Origin of the sequence: Psychrobacillus sp. FSL H8-0484 (genome assembly GCF_038005325.1) — a bacterium.
GTDB lineage: Bacteria > Bacillota > Bacilli > Bacillales_A > Planococcaceae > Psychrobacillus.
Genome location: NZ_JBBOSZ010000001.1, coordinates 2,549,604 through 2,566,250 on the forward strand (window position 1 = coordinate 2,549,604; position 16,647 = coordinate 2,566,250).

Consider the following 16,647-nt stretch of genomic DNA (forward strand, 5'->3'; position numbering starts at 1 on the left):
GATTAGACAATATGAAGAGGACCAAAAAATGGTCCTCTTCATATTGTCTAACTTATAATTCTATCTATGGTTTATCACTCGATATATTTAATAACAGCCATTTCCTTACCAAATCTATCACCATTATCAATAAATCCCAAACTTGAGTATAAATTATGTGCTCCCAAATTTCCTGGATGATAACCTACAATAATTTTATTTGCATTTGGTAATTTTTCCATTTCTGAAATCATTAATTTAGTTGCCGCTTTACCTATACCCTTACCCTGGAATTCCTTATCCACCATTATTCTATATACCCAATAACCATCAAGTTCTTCTTGAACAGAATTGTACATTAAAAATCCAACTACTTTTTCTTCAGCATATATAGCATATGGCTTTAGTGAAGGTTCAAACTTTGACTGAGCTATTGATCTAGCATTTGGCTCCATGTATTCTTGTTGTTCTGTTGATAGCTCTAATTCACAACAGTCGTACCAATTTTCCGCATTTAACTCTACAATTTTCACATGCTTTGTACTCATAATTTTCCCCTTTCAAATTTGGGAAAACGCTTTACAATTTGTTAATTAGGCGTTATCCCCTTGTTATCTTTCAAAGTAAAAATTCTTTTGTTTGTCATAATGAACTCCCCCTCTACCATTATTGCCTAGAAATAATAGGAAAAAATTTTTAGACTATTTAATAATACTATATTTTTCTATTAATTTTCTAAATACACTAAAATTACTTTCTTATTCCACTAACCTGCCCCGTTAGGCATACATGAAGCCCTGATTTACCACAAAATATGGAAGAAAACTACATTCTTCCTTGGTAGTTGAACAAGAAGTCAATTATTTATAAAGGCAAACTCATAGAAACTGTTCTTATGTAAAAGCCCATTTTTTCGTAAAGTTTTATAGCTGGATTCCCTGCAAACGCACTAAGTCGAACTTCAGAATATCCATCCTGTCTTAGATGGTCAAATGCAGTTCTCATTAACTGTTTAGAAACTCCATTCCCTCTAAATTCTTCTATAACAAACAGTTCATAAATAAATCCATTCATCTTGTCAGTAAATTGGTCTTTACCTGCACCTACAAGAATCCAGCCCATTAATTTTTCGTTCTCTGTTGCTATTAAATAATAGCTTCCCTTTTCCAGTAATGGTTCAATAAGACGTTTGATTTTTTCGTTTGTAGGTTTTACTTCACCCATTGTGCCATCAAATAAAGCTTGTGGAGAAAGTAAAATTACCTTTTCAAGTTCAGAATCATTAGGTTTTCTAATATCCATTAAAAAATCAGTCCTTTCTATATCCTTTTTTTAAATCTTAACATAGTATTCCAATATTCTTCTTCAAGCGATTAACTAAACTGCCCCTTTAGTGAAAAAGCGTCTCCACTTATTGTAGAAACGCACCCGTTCGTTTAATTTTGCTTCACAATCTAACAGACCAGTATTCTTCAAGTTCATAAGTTATATTATAGCCAAAGCAGCTACTTCACTAGTATGAATATTCTTCATTTTTTCAGAAATAGTCTATAAAATAAATAAAAAATGACAGTAAACAAATTCAAAAGAAATAACTGTATTGTTGATATCCAAAATATAAATATAACATCCGCACCTAATACAATCTCACCTGGTGGTAGTTCTTTAGGAGGGTAAGGAAATAAAATTATAATAGAATAAATAATAACAGAACAAAAGAATCCTAAATAGATAGAAAGTAAGTATTTATGGAATTCTAATTTAAATTTTATAAGTAAAAAGAAAATGTTAATAAGTATAATAACTAAAGGAAGAATGAGAAGTTTAAAAAAAAGCGAACCATCAAAAAATACTTGTGCTAAGCAAGTAATAACAATATTTGCGAAAGATACTATTGAATGGTTAATTTTATTCATTGTTATCCTCCACGAGTAAATTTATGTAACATCCCATCCTGTCCTTTTCATCTTTATTAAACTAACATGCTTTATAGTTAGACGAATAAAATGGAAGGATGTTACAATTCTTTTTTCAACTAAACTGCTTTCTTTAGTTGAGAAAGAAAAAAGTACTGAAATAACAACTCAATGTTCTTTCACTAGTCGAGTAGAAGGGAACCTCTCTATGCAGATCATTGATCTTTTCTAATACTTTCGTTGGTTCAATAAGCGGAAAAATTTTTATTGAAAGTTATTAATAATCAATTGAAACCCAAAGATAACGGGTAATATAAAGATCAAAAATAGCCCAGTAAACGAGAAGGTTATAAATCTTTTTCTATCTAAACCAACTCTTAATTCCCATAGTCCCAGACATACTAAATACAAACCTAACAGTATACTAATCATTGGTAATATTACCATATAAATACCCATTTTATTTCCCCCTTTAATAATTATTTTTTTATATGTATCTCATTGAACTGACATAATCCCTTTACTTTACGTTTGACATGAATGGAATTTCCAATATTAAGTGAATTATCCGATTTAAACTAACGAAGTCCATTTCTGCTTATTAAACTAAACCGCTGCGTTAGGTAAATAAAAATGAGCTGTCTAAAACAGCTCATTGCTTTTATAGTAAAATCATATTACTTTAATATCTTACTTCATAGAATCTCGAACTTTATCAAGAATCATCACAACTTCAGTTTGTAAATCAACTGGTTTATATGTGTCATCAATACATTCATTCCAATATGCAAGGTGTTGTTTATCAATCCAATGTTCGGATTCATCAACCTTATTTCCACCTGTACCTTGAACAGAATACCAATATAAATATTCTTCTCCATTTAAAACTTCTCGGAAAATGGTTTCTACGTACATTTTCTCGCCTTCAAGAGTTACTAATACATCTTCCATATGTTTATTTAAGAAGCCTAACCATTCATTTACTTTTTCTGTTTTACCTTGTTTCACTCGAAATCGTGTGCACTCTATTTTCACTCTAAATTGTTCCTTCCTATCATTTAATAATCACTATTCTACCACATATTAACAAATTTCAATTACATACTTATTCAACTAAACTGCTTCGTTAGCATAAGAAGCGACTGCTCTAATTGAACAATCGCACTCCTTTCTATAACTTTATAAGTTACTAAACATTTAAGAAATCAACGATTATTTTCTTTTCACGCTTTGGCATCATATGCATGTGTCCGCACCCTTTTAGCATATGAGTCGTGCTATTTGGTATGATTCTTTTTGCTCTTGGTAATACTTTTTTCGCTGGAAATAAACAATCTTTTTCTCCTGCCATAATAAGTGTCGGTGCTTTACACTGTTGCATTAATCTCTCATTCACATTGGATGGCATTCCTACTTTTGTTTTTACATGATCAAGGCTATCTTTCAACATATCCAAAGTATCTTTATCAAGAATCTCTTCTTTAAGAGCCATAAATAAGGCCGTTTCTTTTATATATTTTTCATTCTTTGTTAGTTTATATTTGAGTAGTGGCATCATCATTTTCACGGTACTGATTGGAAAAGCATTATTAATTCCTGATGGCACAATTAATACGGATTTTTCTACTTTTTCCGGCGCGTTACACATTAGTTTTGCCAAAACTCCGCCTCCAAACGAAACCCCAAAACATGCTATTTTATCAAATCCAAGCCCTATAATAACGTCACTTGCCCACTTTCCATAATCATAATTTCTAGGAGAGAGACTCACTTCATCACTTTTTCCAGGGTGGCCAATAATATCAACCGCATAGATGTGAAAATTCTTAAGCAGGAATCTATACATTAGTAAATTATAGGCAGTCGTACTATTTCCGCCATGAAATACTAGCAATGGTTCACCCGATAGATTGCCAGTTTCAATGATATGTGTTCTTCCAAAACGAGTATGCACGTAAACATCCTTATATGAATAATCCAATTTCTTCAATTGAGTATCATAAAGCTTTAAAGACATTTCTCTTCCAGATTGTGTTTTGTATATACTCATATAGCCCTCTCCTATAGATTATTAATTCCTACATGTTAACTCAGCAACTTACATCCATATGTATTGGTTGACGGTGCTTTAACGATAAAAGCACCTAGTAACATAAAAATAGTGAAGAAAAGCAAATTGCTTTTCTTCACCTTTATTTCTGTCATTCATTGCAAGAAATTTGTTCTTGTAGCTTTGCCGAAAAATATTTACGCGCATCTGCTGTAAGAATCTGCAAATGAACAACTTCCTCCTGACTTGTAAACTCTACAAACATACCACTTAAATTTTCATACGCGTATTGAATTTTATAGCCACTGTCTAAATAATCATCTACTTTTTTTATTTCACTTATACTTTGTAAGTAATCCGACATAAAATCACCTCGCTTTTTTGCTTCATTCCTCATCTTTTATTTCAAATAGTGGGTCCACTTCTGCTGGTACAATTGGAGGCACGAGTACGGGTTTTTGACCAAAAATTCAATCCAGATTATGACCAGCTGTAATGCCTAAATACTTTTCATCACTCGGATCAATTAGTTCAGCTTGAGGGTACTTTTTGAACCACCAATATTTCGCTAACACAAAGTATACGAGCGCCCCCACGAAGAAACCAATTAATGAAGAATAAGTCGGGAACATATTAGCTATGGCCCCTCCGACAACCCAAGCGATTAAACCTGCAAAGTTAAAGCCATGCATGTATTTATATTGCCCATCTAGCTCGTAAAGATCTTTTACATTCACGCGGCGTTTACGGATTAAATAATAATCAGCAAATAAAATACCTACAATTGCAGTTAATATACCGCCAATGATTAACAGTGCATTAACTAAGACGTCAAACAAGCTCCATGGCTGTGCTAGAACGCCAATAATTCCTGCAATAACAACCCCAACCCAAAACGGCACTTTTGGTCCACCGATGTTCGAGAAAATGGTTGCTGCGGGAATGACGTTTGCTGAAGTATTTGTAGACCACTGTGCTAATACAATCATCAACAATAAAATTCCTAATACAATCCCACTTGCACTTTGTTGTAATGCGTTGATCGGATCAGCAGATGACACGGCCATATAACAAACTGCACCAATTGTCACCATAAAAGTATTCGTAATGGGCATTACGATAATAGAACCAACTAGCTGTGTTTTATTTCGTTTAAACCAGTTGCGCTCATTTTTTGGCGCTTTAAAGAAACGTGATAGTGACGGCATGTCGGCCGCTAACGTAGCCCAGAATCCCATGTTTGCCATGATCACTACCATAAATGCTGTAAAGGCCGCTACACCTGTTGTCGGTGATTCTACCCAAGTCCAAATTTCTTTTCCTTGTGACGTTGCATTATCTGCAAGCGTAATATACATCCAGCACGAAATTAAAATAATTATTGGCGCTGCTAAATCTGCAAATCTTTCAATCGACTTTATGCCTAATGATGTATTAAATAACTGTAAAGCGGCAAAGACAAGGAAGCATAAAAACCAATTATTAAATCCGAATAGTAAATTTAAAATGCCGTTAATCGCCATTGCGCCAAAATAGGTGTTAAGCCCGAACCAACATGCTGCCGTTACGCCACGAACAAGTGACGGGATATGCGTTCCAAATATACCGAATGGAGCGCGCATATATACTGGGAACGATAAGCCGTGCTCGATGCCAATATCCCCAATTAACGTCATAAACACACCGATTAAACAAGAACCGATTAACGTGGCTAAAATAACCATGGGCAATGGTAGACTCATAATAGCCGACCCGCCAATTGCAAATGCAGCTAATACAATCGCCATCCCTATCCAAATTACCGCAAAACCAAATGCTCCGATGTTTCTTTGTTGATGTGTCACAGGAAGTAAATCTGGGGATTTTAAATAATTCCCATCATTTCCCATACATGTCTCTCCTTTTTATTTTTCATTTTCCGTGACATCCACTTAAGCCTTCTCTCCATACAGTTGACACCATAACATCTACTGAATAAAGTTGAATTTCAGTTACTCATCAAATCATTGAGCGCTTTTCTTTTACTTAGCAAGATTGCTTATCAGTGATTGGCGTTCATTCCAAGTCATGGGTGCAATAGCTGATTTTCTTTCAACCATTGTAATCGCGCCATCTACAGGGCACACAATTGAGCATAAATTACACCCTACACAATCTTGTTCACGAACCTTTAGCATCGGACGACCACTCTCTGTATACAGATCTATACATTGATGTGACGTATCTTCACAAGCGATATGACACTTATTACAGTTAATGCAAACATCATTATTAATTTCAGCGACAATTTTGTAGTTTAAGTCTAAGTTACCCCAGTCAGAATAACGTGGTACCGTCCTGCCGACTAAATCCATCACAGAGGCAATGCCTTTATCATCTAAATAGTTATTAAGTCCATCAATCATGTCCTCTACAATACTGAATCCATGGTGCATCGCTGCTGTACAAACCTGCACGCCGGTTGCACCCATCAACATAAACTCCGCAGCGTCTTGCCAGTTTGAAATACCTCCGATGCCTGATATTGGCACATTGATGGATGGATTACGTGCACACTCTGCTACCATATTGAGCGCGATTGGTTTGACAGCCGGGCCACAATAACCACCATGAGCACCTTTACCACCAACGTGCGGAACCGTATTCCATGTATCCAAATCCACCCCTGCTAAGCTGTTAATCGTATTAATCATACTGATGGCATCTGCTCCACCTCGTGTTGCTGCTTCTGCTGTTACCGTAATGTCTGTTATATTCGGCGTTAGCTTTACAATGACTGGCGTGCGTGCAACTTCTTTCACCCAGTACGTTTGCTTTTCAACCAATTCAGGGACTTGACCAGAGGCAGAACCCATTCCTCGTTCTGCCATCCCATGTGGACAACCAAAGTTAAGCTCAAGACCATCAACCCCCACATCTTCTACTTTTTTTACAATCTCATGCCACTTTTCTTGCTTTGGCTCAACCATCAAAGAAACGATAATGGCATGGTTTGGAAATCTTTTTTTCGTTTCATAAATTTCTTGTAAATTGACCTCTAACGGACGATCCGTAATTAGCTCAATATTATTAAAGCCTGCTACTCGCTGCCCGTTATAACTCACCGCCGCAAAACGTGAAGAAACATTTAAAATCGGTTCACCCAATGTTTTCCATACAGCTCCACCCCATCCCGCTTCAAATGCACGTTGTACTTGATAACCTGAATTAGTCGGTGGTGCTGATGCTAGCCAAAATGGATTTGGTGATTTAATGCCTGCTAAGTCAATTCGTAAGTCTGCCATGCCCTGTCCCCCCTACGCAAGTTCACTAGGTTTTTTCAATCGATTATGAATCATTTGTGCTGCGTCTTTCCCTTGCTGTGCCGCTGTTACAACCATTGCTTCTCCTTGACCGTTGCCGAATACGACATCTCCACATGCAAAAACTTTCTTATTCGAGGTTTGCATTGTCGTTTCATCAATATCAACTACACCGTCAGTATGCTTTAAGCCAAACGCTTCAATTAATGATACAAAGCGTGTTTGACCAATGGCTTTAATCACTGCATCTACTTTAATGATAAAATTGGATCCCTCAACCACTTCAGGTCTTTGTCTGCCGTCTGCACCCTCCTCCCCGAGTTTCATTTTGACGCATTCAATTCCTACGACTTGGCCTGCTTCGTCACCGATAATTTTTTGGGGAGCTGTCAGCCAATTAAACTCCACACCATCTTGCTTGGCAAATTCATATTCGAATTTGTACGCTGTCATTTCTTTTTGTGTTCTTCTATAAAGAATTTTCACATTTTCAGCACCTAGTCGAACAGCGCATGTAGCACCATCGATTGCTGTATTCCCAGCACCGATAACAGCAACGCGCTTTCCAACCAAGTCTTTTGTAAGCGCTCCCATTTTTGTTTGCTTTACAAACTCGATTGCATCATGGACCCCAGCTAGTTCCTCCCCTTCAATTCTAAGATTCGGCACTGCCCCCATGCCAACCGCCAAAATAACGCTGTCGTATTGCTCTAAAATTGCCTCGGCAGAAATATCAATGCCTACTGTTGTATTCGTTTTAATGTCTACGCCAAGCTTTGCAATTTGCTCAACTTCCCAATCCACTACTTCGTTCGGCAAACGGAATGACACGATACCATAGCTTCCTAAACCACCTGCTTTCGATTCAGCTTCATAGATTGTGACACTGTATCCAAAACGACTAAGATCACGTGCTGCTGATAACCCGGCAGGACCAGCGCCAATAATCGCTACTTTTTGTCCATTGCTTTGGCCTTTACTAAATAGCTGGGCATCCGATTCCATCGCCCAATCAGTTGCGTAACGTTGCAAATGACCTATTTTAATTGGTTTTGTGGAAGCGTTTAACACACATGCCCCTTCACACAACTCCTCTGTCGGACAAACTCTCGCACAGCTTGCGCCAATCGGGTTTGCTTCTAATATAGTCGTAGCTGAGCCTTTCATATTACCAGATGCAATTTTTTTTATGAAATTTGGGATTTGAATACTCGTTGGACAGGCTTTAATACAAGGTGCATCGTAGCAATAGAGGCAGCGATTTGCCTCTTCTAGCGCTTCATTTTTTGTCATCCTATTTGTCAATTCAACAAAATTTCGTTGAAGCTGCGAAGTCATTGAATCCATTTCCACATCCCCCTCATGTGTTTATTTCTAGTTAAACCTTAATCGTATCTGTAACAGTTGGTTTTAGTTCGCGTTTTATATATTGTCCACTGCCAAATACCCCTACGAACTCTTTATTCTTAATGACATACTCGCCGCGCAATAGTACGCTGACCGGCTCCCCTGTCACTTCCCAGCCTTCATAAGCGTTATAATCGACATTCATGTGATGTGTGTTCGCTGAAATTTCACGTTTTACCGAAGGATCGAAAATCACGATATCTGCATCAGAACCAATTGCAATCGTTCCTTTTTGTGGGTATAAACCGAAAATCTTTGCAGCACTTGTTGAAATCATATCGACGAATTCATTGATTGAAATTTTCCCTTTTGCTACGCCTTCTGAATATAAAATACCAAAGCGGTCTTCGATAAATGGTCCACCATTTGGGATTTTAGAGAAATCATTTATACCTAATTGCTTCTTCCCATTAAAGCTAAATGAACATTGATCTGAGCCAATTGTTTGCAGTTGCTTCGCTTTTAAGGCATTCCATAAATGCTCTTGATGGTACTTAGGACGAAGTGGTGGTGACCAAACATATTTAGCACCTTCAAAGCCTGGCTGTGCTAAAGCAGATTGATCGAGCGTTAAATATGGTGGACATGTTTCCCCGTATACGTCATACCCCTTCTCACGCGCTGCAATAATTTCATCGACTGCTTCTTTACAAGTAACATGGACAACATAAAGTTTGGCACCTGCGATATGTGCTAATTCAATTGCTCGTTTTGTCGCTTCGCCTTCTAACTCTGCCGGACGAGTCAGTGCATGGTAAATCGGCTCTGTATGACCAGCACGTTTCGCTTCCTCTACTAGTTCATCGATGACTGAGCCATTTTCACAGTGCACCATCACGACAGCACCTAAGTCTTTCGCAATTTTGAATGCTTTGAAAAGCGTACGGTCTGTCGCTTGGAATTCTTTCGCGTAAGCCATGAATACCTTCACGGAAGTTATGCCTTCTTGCTCTAGTAATAACGGTAATTCCGCCTCTGTCTCAGGCGTTAAATCACCAATCATTAAATGGAAACCATAGTCAATAGCCGAGTTTCCCTTTGCTTTTTCATGCCATTTTTCCACCGCTGCTGAAAGCTTCTCTTCACCTGCAGATAAGCAAAAGTCTAAAATAGTCGTCGTACCACCGAATGCAGCTGCGATCGTGCCAGACTTCCAATCATCGTCTGTCACTGTGTTGTTAAATGGCATATCTAAATGCGTGTGGGGATCAATTCCTCCTGGCATCACGTACTTGCCCGTTGCATCAATAATTTCTGCTCCTTCTGCTGATAAATCCTTGCCAATTTGAACAATTTTTCCGTTTTCTATTAAAATATCTGCCTCATACACATCTGAAGCCGTAGCAACTAGTCCACCTGTAATAATTTTTTTCACTATACCCCTCACCCTTCACTTGATAAATTTAATCGTAAAAAACTGGTGTGTTGATTAATCTATTTTCAACTTTACTATTAAAGTAAAAAGTCACCTGTTAAAAAATTTAATGTAAAGTAAATGTCTCTCCCATTACGAACTTTGTTTGCAGCGTCAGCACGGTTTCAAGTAAAACATCTGCACCTTTCGCACAGTCCTCAAATGTCGTCTCCTCTTCCTCGCAATGACTTTTCCCTTTAATACTCGGGACAAATATCATTGCAGAAGGGATAAAACTCGCGATATACTGCGCATCATGACCGGCCCCGCTGAACATTCGGTGGCTTGAGTAGCCAAAGTCCTGACAAGATCTTTCTATTTCATTGCAAATAGTTACATCAAAAAACACAGTATCACGCCCCCATAACTTGACTGGATGGACGAAGCAACCATTTTCCTCTGACGGTAAGCTTTTTAGAATTTCTTCTACCTTTCGCATTACTTCTGGATCTTGATGACGAGAATCAATGGTAAGTGCAACTTTGTTTGGAATTACTGTATGAATATTAGGCGAAACATTCATACGACCAAATGTATAAACAAGTTGTTCGTCGATTTTCCCAAGATGCTCATGTAAATACGAAATGATGCGAGACGCTACAATCAACGGATCTTTACGCATCGACATCGGCGTTGTTCCAGCGTGGTCTGACTCACCTGTAACCGTAATTTCATAACAAACCATTCCTAAAACGCCTTCGACAACACCAATTTCTTGTTGCTTCGCTTCTAATACTGGTCCTTGTTCAATATGCAGTTCAATGTATGCGAGGGCTTCTGTTAAACGGTTTTCTTTCTCCCCCACATAACCACTAGCTTGAAGCGCCTCATTAAAAGTGATGCCATTTTTATCAGTAGACTGTATCATTTTGTCTTTACTAAATTTTGAAGCAACTACACCAGAACTCATCATCGCGGGGTCAAAACGAGCACCTTCTTCATTCGTAAAATTCACAATCATTAATGGGATGTCTAGTTCAATGTCATTTTCCTTAATCGTTCTTACAGCCTCTATTGCGGTTAAAACACCTAAGACGCCATCAAACCTCCCACCTTTTTCAACAGAATCTAAATGTGATCCCATTACGATTGGTGGGCAATCTTTTTTTCCTGGTAGAATCGCATAGATATTCGCCATGTCGTCTACTTTAATCTCCATGCCTAACTCTTCACATACTTCACAAAAATAGTCTCTCGCTAATTTATCTTCTTTAGAAAGAGACAAACGCGTTACACCACCATTTGCAGTAGCTCCAAATTGACTAAATTGCTCAATTGACTCTTGCAAACGACTACTATTACATTTATACATATGCCAGTCCTCTCTTTCACAATTACTAAAAAGGTGTTTATTATTAAAATTCTAAAATAGAAAAGATTTACAAGATATGGATAGGAAACTAAAAAAAATTGTGCAAGTGCACATTATTTATGGTAAATTATTTGCATAATAAGGGAGGGTTGTTATGGGGACGATTCGCAAAATCGTAGAGGGGGCTCTATTCCCTATGCTGACATTAGTAGCCGGACAAAGTGGTATGTATCGAAAAGTTACAGGTATTAACGTAGTAGAAAGCATTGATTTAATTATGTTTTGCCGACCTAATGAATTAGTCGTGACAACAGGCATTAATTTTTCACACCAAAATTCATCCTTAGAACAACTAGTTAAACTAGCGTACACAAAAAAAGTAGCAGGTTTTATCGTTAATACAGGGCCATACATTCCTGACATTCCTGAATCGGTCATTAAATTTGCCAATGAGCATGACTTTCCAATTTTTCAAATGCCTTGGGATCGTCGTGTCGCCGATCTTCTAAAAACAACATTTCAATTTATCGCCACTCACCAGCAAGAACAATCTACTGAAGATAAGGTGCTTTACAACTTACTGTTTCACTACAAACAACACGCTGAATCTATTAAACAAAACTTAACACAACTCGGATTCCCACCAGGCTCTGAATTAGCCATCATCACTTGCACAACAACAGATGCACAAAGCAGGATTGACCGCTATGAGGTTATGATTCAATTCGCATTCCAAAACAGATATAAACGCTTTTTAAGATTAAAGTATAAAAATCACCTCATCTTCCTAATCGACCGAGCACAAATAATCACACCAAATATCCCCTTCTCAAAAACAGTTGAAGAAATTTACGAAAAAATCACACAGAAAAATAGCAGCTTAAATGTAATTATTGGCAAGGGTAATTTTCACAAGGACTATGAAAACATCCGAAAAAGTTACGATGAATCGCTCACTGTCATTCAATTAGCGCAACTGCATAACAACCGCTTCTTATACAAATACAAAGAAATTGGTGCATATAAAATTATTATGGGTGTGCAAAATCGGACATTGATCGAATCATTCAGCCAAGATATACTTGGACAACTCCATCGATATGATGAATTGCATAACACGGATTATTTATCGTTTTTACGTATTTTTCTCGAAGAAAACGGCAGCACGAGTAAAATTAGCGAACGACAATTTATCCACCGCAACACGGTCCTTTATAAAATCAAAAAAATAGAAATGCTATTAGATATGGACCTAAGTAACCCCTTTACAAAAACAAATCTTTACATGGCCTTTTTAATAGAGGATATATTAACGCATCAATAATTGAAGTTTGTATTTTCACGACCTAATAAATCAGAAAATTCAATCAAAATATGTTATTCTAAAAATCATTACAGAATCATATTAAACAACAAGTGTGTTGATTAACCTTTGAAAATCGTTGATGTCCACTTCGGACTGCGCGCTTTCCTGCGGGCACGGCCTCAGCCTCCTCGACTTGCTAGCGCAAGCCTGTGGGGTCTTCGGCTCGCGCTATTCCCGCTGGAGTCACGCAGTCCTTCGTTCTCATCAACTTAGTGAATACTATTTTCAAGGGGAAATTAATAAAAAAACGATTTTTTCTCGATTCTCATCACCTACAGTGTATCTAATCAACACGCCTGATAAAACTACAACCTATCTATCACAAAATTTGATTGGCCCATCTCCGTTGACTATCTTGTAAAGTAAAAAAAAAATTTGTCTAAAAATATCAAGTTGATTTGAGTGGAAGGCGGCGACTCCTAGGGGATCAGCGAGCAACTTGAGGCCCTGCAGGAGCACTAGAGGAACGCAGCCTAAATACGCCACATCCATGTGGTAACGGCTTCGTGACCAACATCACGTTGGCCCGATGCGGCTCAAGGCTCGCCCCCTGGAAAGCGTCCGCCTGTAACGGAAATCAACGTGTTCATTGAACAAACTCTCATTAACTTTCACAAAGAATTTATTGACGTAATTGTTTTAGAAATGCTGCTTGTTCTAGGAGGAGGAAATTATGAATGGTTTTTCACTCACGGTAGCAGATGTACTTACGAAAAAGTTATTCAGTAGCGCGAAGTTGATTGCAGGTGCAAATGGACAACAAAATATCATCAAATGGGTACATATCGTCGAAAATATGGATGCTACGAAGCTTTTAAAAGGCAATGAATTAATATTAACGACCGGTATTCATTTAAAAAACAATGTTGATGACTTTAAACAATTTATTCACCAATTAATTGCGTCAAAAGCTTCTGGATTATGCATAGAGCTGGGTAGCTCCATTCAAACTATCCCTGATTTAGTACAGCAATTGGCTACAGACTATCATTTCCCTCTCATCATTTTTCAAGAGGAAGTCGCTTTTGTCGAAATCACACAAGAAATACACAGCACTCTCATCAATCAACAATATGAAATCGTTAAAAACCTCGAAGATTATGCACAAAAAATTAATAAATACACACTCACTGCCAACAACTACGAGCAAATTTTAATGCATTTATATAAACATCTAGGCTTGCAGGTCATCTTTACTTTCAACGGACAAAGATCGATTTTCATCCCAAATATTCATCAAGACAAGTATGAAATGATGCAAAAGCAATCGAACGTCGAATATAAAGAAAAACATTTAATCAGTTGTGATGTCAATATCCTCAATCAACGCTACGGTGAGGTTTGTTTGTTTTCTCCGCTGCGCGTCATCAATGAATACGATGCGCTTATTTTGGATCGTACTGTTATTGCACTATCTCAATATTTATTGCGAGATTTATATATAGAAGAGAAAAAAGGTTTAGAGGATCGTGAAATTTTAGAGAAATGGTTGAATGGTGTATCCAATATTGAAGAGTTGACGCATTTCTTACAAGAGCATCATGCAACTACCACTACGAATCATTGGATTGTCATGATCCATCAAATCCAAAAAAGCAAAAATAGTGATTTAACGTACTATAAGTTATTTACACGAAATGTGTTTGAGAAGTTTGGTTTTTTTCCTTTTATAGTAGAAAAAAATCACCAACTTATCTTCATTTTAGCGAATCTACGTGAGCGAGGGACATATAAGCATCGTATCGAACAAGCCATTGAACGGATACACGATAATAATAAAAAATATGCTAAGCTCAAAATTTCACTCGCAGTTGGCAAATACGTTACCAATTTACAAAATGTTAAAAATAGCTTCACTACAGCCAAAGACACTTTGCAAATCCGATGGAAATCGCAAGATCTTTCGTATTTCTACGAAGATTTACACCTTTATCATTTAATTTTTCAATTACAAAAAAACCCTGCCATTATGGAGATGGTGGCAGAATATATCGATCCACTCATCGAATATGATCAAAAACATAACAGCAATTTAGTCGAAACTTTAAAAGTGTATTTGCAAACAAATGGGCTTAAAAAAGAAACTTCTGAACGTCTCTTTATCGTTAGACAAACATTGTACCATCGCTTGGAAAAAATCGAACAACTGCTTGGTCATGATTTTATGAAACCAGAAAAACGATTAGCACTCGAATTGATGTTAGTGGCAACTGAATGGTCTTCCTCTCCTTAATCTTACCTTTATGTAAAAAGTTGTATTCCATTTGTTTTACATTTTGTACAATGCTTAATTTTCCCCAAAATTTAATAATAGATTTATAGCAAAGGAGTGATTTTCGATGACGAATTTAACGGGTCAAAATTGGCAAGTAAAAGATCAACAGTATGTTTGGCATTCGATGAAGCCGTACAATCCAAGTGCCACAATGATCGTAGAAAAATCAAAAGGGGCTTGGATCACTGACATCGATGGAAAGCGTTACTTAGATGCCATGGCTGGTTTATGGTGTGTAAACGTTGGGTATGGGCGAGAAGAAATCGCCAAAGTTGCTTACGACCAATTACTTAAAAACACATATACACCGCTATCAGTTGGTCACATCCCTGCCATTCAATTGAGTGAAAAAATTAGCGAGGTATTAGGTGACGATTACGTTGTATTTTTCTCGAATAGCGGTTCAGAGGCGAACGAAGCAGCATTTAAAATCGCTCGCCAATATCATCAGCAAAAAGGACACACAGGACGCACCAAATTTATCTCTCGGTATCGTGCCTACCACGGTAGCACGATGGGTTCATTAGCAGCAACAGGTCAAGCACAGCGCAAATACAAATACGAACCGTTAGCACCAGGCTTTATTCATGTCGCACCACCTGATGCTTACCGTGCAAATGAAGACCATATTACAGAACCCTCTGCCCTACCGTCTGTTCAGGCTATCGATAATGTCATGACGTGGGAGTTTTCCGATACGATCGCGGGAGTTATCCTGGAGCCCATTATTACCGGCGGCGGCGTGATTATGCCACATGAAGATTATTTACGTGGGGTGAAAGCTGTTTGTGAAAAACATGGTGCCCTTCTTATTGTTGACGAAGTAATTTGTGGCTTCGGACGTACAGGCAAAGCATTTGGCTTCCAAAACTATGGCATTCAGCCAGATATTGTGACAATGGCAAAAGGTTTAACAAGCGCTTATATGCCCCTATCTGCAACAGCTGTACGACGTGAAATTTATGAGGCATTCGCAGGTAGCGAGGAGTACGACTTCTTCCGCCATGTAAATACATTTGGTGGTTCTCCAGCGGCTTGTGCAGTTGCCCTTAAAAATATTGAAATCATGGAAAATGAAAACTTATTTGCACGTTCTGAAGAAATGGGCGCGATCATCCTCGCAGAGTTACAAGAACGTTTAAAAGACCATCCAAACGTAGGTAATATCCGAGGTAAAGGCTTACTACTCGGCATTGAGCTTGTGAGCGACAAAAACAGTAAAGCCCCACTCGACGTAGCTGCTGTCAATAAAGTGATTGGATTATGTAAAGATCAGGGTCTCATCATCGGAAAAAATGGTGTAACTGTTGCAGGCTTTAACAATGTTCTCACACTTTCACCACCACTTATTATCTCGTTGGAAGAAAAGGATTTCATCGTAGAAAAATTCACGAACGCTTTAAACGAACTTTTACAACAGCCGTAAACAATATTACTAGGCTATGTTATAGCTGTTAACTTGTTATGCGAAAATGGCGTTGACTCCTGTGGGAATAGCAGTATAGCAAAGCCCCCCACAGGAGCGTAGCGACGAGTTGGCTCAGCTACTGCCCTTGGAAAGCGCAACCATTTTCGCTAAAAACCATAATGGAATTTAATAGAGCCGAAAACAAAGGAGGAAATTAA

Annotated in this window: 14 protein-coding genes; 3 read left to right on the forward strand and 11 right to left on the reverse strand. The window is 37.8% G+C overall.

Going from position 1 to position 16,647, the window contains the following annotated elements; translation table 11 throughout:
* Window positions 1-74 precede the first annotated feature (74 nt).
* The 11 genes from MHH81_RS12400 to MHH81_RS12450 all read right to left on the reverse strand — a co-directional run bounded on the left by MHH81_RS12400 (window position 75) and on the right by MHH81_RS12450 (window position 11,380).
* The gene (locus MHH81_RS12400; protein ID WP_340921637.1) at window positions 75-527 is read right to left on the reverse strand and encodes a GNAT family N-acetyltransferase; all 453 of its coding nucleotides are present in this window, start codon (window positions 525-527) and stop codon (window positions 75-77) included.
* A 316-nt stretch (window positions 528-843) separates the two neighbouring features.
* On the reverse strand, window positions 844-1,281 hold the full coding sequence (locus MHH81_RS12405) for a GNAT family N-acetyltransferase (RefSeq protein WP_340921640.1): 438 nt from the start codon (window positions 1,279-1,281) through the stop codon (window positions 844-846).
* Between the two features lie 878 nt (window positions 1,282-2,159).
* Window positions 2,160-2,354: a hypothetical protein gene (locus MHH81_RS12410; RefSeq protein ID WP_340921642.1), complete on the reverse strand. Its 195-nt coding sequence runs from the start codon at window positions 2,352-2,354 to the stop codon at window positions 2,160-2,162.
* A 231-nt stretch (window positions 2,355-2,585) separates the two neighbouring features.
* A complete protein-coding gene (locus MHH81_RS12415) occupies window positions 2,586-2,930 on the reverse strand; it encodes a DUF6176 family protein (protein ID WP_340921645.1) in 345 nt (114 codons plus the stop codon).
* Window positions 2,931-3,084: 154 nt separating this feature from the next.
* Window positions 3,085-3,945 (reverse strand): alpha/beta fold hydrolase, encoded by an 861-nt coding sequence (locus MHH81_RS12420; RefSeq protein WP_340921648.1) that lies wholly within the window; start codon window positions 3,943-3,945, stop codon window positions 3,085-3,087.
* A 151-nt stretch (window positions 3,946-4,096) separates the two neighbouring features.
* The gene (locus MHH81_RS12425) at window positions 4,097-4,309 is read right to left on the reverse strand and encodes a hypothetical protein (RefSeq protein WP_340921651.1); all 213 of its coding nucleotides are present in this window, start codon (window positions 4,307-4,309) and stop codon (window positions 4,097-4,099) included.
* Between the two features lie 106 nt (window positions 4,310-4,415).
* Complete coding sequence (locus tag MHH81_RS12430; RefSeq protein ID WP_340921654.1) at window positions 4,416-5,834, reverse strand: NCS1 family transporter; 1,419 nt, start codon at window positions 5,832-5,834, stop codon at window positions 4,416-4,418.
* 132 nt (window positions 5,835-5,966) lie between these two features.
* Window positions 5,967-7,229, reverse strand: a complete 1,263-nt coding sequence (preA, locus tag MHH81_RS12435) for an NAD-dependent dihydropyrimidine dehydrogenase subunit PreA (RefSeq protein WP_340921657.1) — start codon at window positions 7,227-7,229, stop codon at window positions 5,967-5,969.
* A 12-nt stretch (window positions 7,230-7,241) separates the two neighbouring features.
* Window positions 7,242-8,594: an NAD(P)-dependent oxidoreductase gene (locus MHH81_RS12440; protein WP_340921660.1), complete on the reverse strand. Its 1,353-nt coding sequence runs from the start codon at window positions 8,592-8,594 to the stop codon at window positions 7,242-7,244.
* A gap of 31 nt (window positions 8,595-8,625) precedes the next feature.
* Window positions 8,626-10,029: a dihydropyrimidinase gene (hydA, locus tag MHH81_RS12445; RefSeq protein WP_340921662.1), complete on the reverse strand. Its 1,404-nt coding sequence runs from the start codon at window positions 10,027-10,029 to the stop codon at window positions 8,626-8,628.
* A 106-nt stretch (window positions 10,030-10,135) separates the two neighbouring features.
* Window positions 10,136-11,380, reverse strand: coding sequence for a Zn-dependent hydrolase (locus MHH81_RS12450; RefSeq protein ID WP_340921664.1), 1,245 nt, complete (start codon window positions 11,378-11,380; stop codon window positions 10,136-10,138).
* 154 nt (window positions 11,381-11,534) lie between these two features.
* Here MHH81_RS12450 and MHH81_RS12455 point away from each other — a divergent pair, with 154 nt between their 5' ends.
* The 3 genes from MHH81_RS12455 to MHH81_RS12465 all read left to right on the forward strand — a co-directional run bounded on the left by MHH81_RS12455 (window position 11,535) and on the right by MHH81_RS12465 (window position 16,447).
* Window positions 11,535-12,704, forward strand: a complete 1,170-nt coding sequence (locus tag MHH81_RS12455) for a PucR family transcriptional regulator (protein WP_340921667.1) — start codon at window positions 11,535-11,537, stop codon at window positions 12,702-12,704.
* A gap of 715 nt (window positions 12,705-13,419) precedes the next feature.
* Window positions 13,420-14,979: a PucR family transcriptional regulator gene (locus tag MHH81_RS12460; RefSeq protein WP_340921670.1), complete on the forward strand. Its 1,560-nt coding sequence runs from the start codon at window positions 13,420-13,422 to the stop codon at window positions 14,977-14,979.
* Between the two features lie 106 nt (window positions 14,980-15,085).
* Window positions 15,086-16,447, forward strand: coding sequence for an aspartate aminotransferase family protein (locus tag MHH81_RS12465; RefSeq protein ID WP_340921673.1), 1,362 nt, complete (start codon window positions 15,086-15,088; stop codon window positions 16,445-16,447).
* Window positions 16,448-16,647 lie beyond the last annotated feature (200 nt).

Bases quoted from the DNA above. Each gene is read 5' to 3' on its own strand.
- MHH81_RS12410 (WP_340921642.1), bottom strand. From the start codon at position 2,354: ATGGGTATTTATATGGTAATATTACCAATGATTAGTATACTGTTAGGT.
- MHH81_RS12455 (WP_340921667.1), top strand. From the start codon at position 11,535: ATGGGGACGATTCGCAAAATCGTAGAGGGGGCTCTATTCCCTATGCTG.
- MHH81_RS12440 (WP_340921660.1), bottom strand. From the start codon at position 8,594: ATGGATTCAATGACTTCGCAGCTTCAACGAAATTTTGTTGAATTGACA.
- MHH81_RS12430 (WP_340921654.1), bottom strand. From the start codon at position 5,834: ATGGGAAATGATGGGAATTATTTAAAATCCCCAGATTTACTTCCTGTG.
- preA (WP_340921657.1), bottom strand. From the start codon at position 7,229: ATGGCAGACTTACGAATTGACTTAGCAGGCATTAAATCACCAAATCCA.
- MHH81_RS12425 (WP_340921651.1), bottom strand. From the start codon at position 4,309: ATGTCGGATTACTTACAAAGTATAAGTGAAATAAAAAAAGTAGATGAT.
- MHH81_RS12465 (WP_340921673.1), top strand. From the start codon at position 15,086: ATGACGAATTTAACGGGTCAAAATTGGCAAGTAAAAGATCAACAGTAT.
- MHH81_RS12420 (WP_340921648.1), bottom strand. From the start codon at position 3,945: ATGAGTATATACAAAACACAATCTGGAAGAGAAATGTCTTTAAAGCTT.
- MHH81_RS12460 (WP_340921670.1), top strand. From the start codon at position 13,420: ATGAATGGTTTTTCACTCACGGTAGCAGATGTACTTACGAAAAAGTTA.
- MHH81_RS12450 (WP_340921664.1), bottom strand. From the start codon at position 11,380: ATGTATAAATGTAATAGTAGTCGTTTGCAAGAGTCAATTGAGCAATTT.
- MHH81_RS12400 (WP_340921637.1), bottom strand. From the start codon at position 527: ATGAGTACAAAGCATGTGAAAATTGTAGAGTTAAATGCGGAAAATTGG.
- MHH81_RS12405 (WP_340921640.1), bottom strand. From the start codon at position 1,281: ATGGATATTAGAAAACCTAATGATTCTGAACTTGAAAAGGTAATTTTA.